Annotated in this window: 1 pseudogene; it reads right to left on the reverse strand. The window is 74.6% G+C overall.

The window, feature by feature from the left end:
* Window positions 1-1,045, reverse strand: a pseudogene (locus ACOV8S_RS30965) (type I polyketide synthase); the annotation flags it as partial.
* Window positions 1,046-1,053 lie beyond the last annotated feature (8 nt).

Raw genomic sequence — 1,053 nt, forward strand, 5'->3', positions numbered from 1 at the left:
CCAGATCGCACTCACCGCTCCGCAGCGCCTGCGCCGCCAGGTGCAACGCGACCAGCGACGACGAGCACGCCGTGTCCACCGTCACCGCCGGCCCCTCCAGACCGAACGTGTACGCCACCCGACCGGAGACCACGCTCGACGTGTTGCCGGTCAGCAGGTAACCCTCCAACTCCTTGGGGATGCCGGCCGGTCCGGTGACGTAGTCGTGGTACATCGCGCCGGCGAAGACGCCGGTGCGCGAGCCGCGCAGCGAGGCGGGGGCGATGCCGGCCCGCTCGAAGGCCTCCCACGCGGTCTCCAGCAGCAGCCGCTGCTGCGGATCGGTAGCGAGCGCCTCACGGGGACTCATCCCGAAGAACTCCGCGTCGAAGTCGCCCGCGTCGTAGAGGAATCCGCCCTCACGGGCGTACGAGGTGCCGAGGGTCTCCGGGTCCGGGTCGTACAGCGCGGCCAGGTCCCAGCCCCGGTCCGCGGGAAAGGGCCCCACGGCGTCCGTGCCCGAGACGACGAGGTCCCACAGGTCTTCCGGCGAGGCCACGCCCCCGGGGTAGCGGCAGGCCATGCCGACGATCGCGATCGGGTCGTCGGCGACGGGCACGGCGACGGCCGAGGCTGTAGTCCCGGCCGGGGCAGCCGCGCCGCCGGGCAGGAGCGACAGCACGAACGCGGTCAGCGCCTGCGGCGACGGATGGTCGAAGACGGCCGTGGCGGGCAGCCGCAGACCGGTGCCTGCCACGAGGCGGTTGCGCAGTTCGACGCCGGTGAGCGAGTCGAAGCCGAGGTCCCGGAAGGCACGGGTGCCGTCGATCGAGGCCGGGGTGGCGTGTCCCAGCACCGCGGCGGCCGCTCCCAGCACCAGCTCCGCGACGGCGTTCTCCCGTTCCGGGCCGGGCAGCGCGGCCGTGCGTTCCGCCCAGCTCGCCGCGGTCCCCTGGACGACGACCTGCCGGAGCGGGGCACGGACGAGTCCACGCAGCGGGGCGGGCAGGGCGCCGTCCGCCGCACGCCGGCGCAGCGCGGCCCCGTCGAGACGTACGGGGACCAGCGCACCAC

Source organism: Streptomyces sp. CO7, from assembly GCF_053474865.1.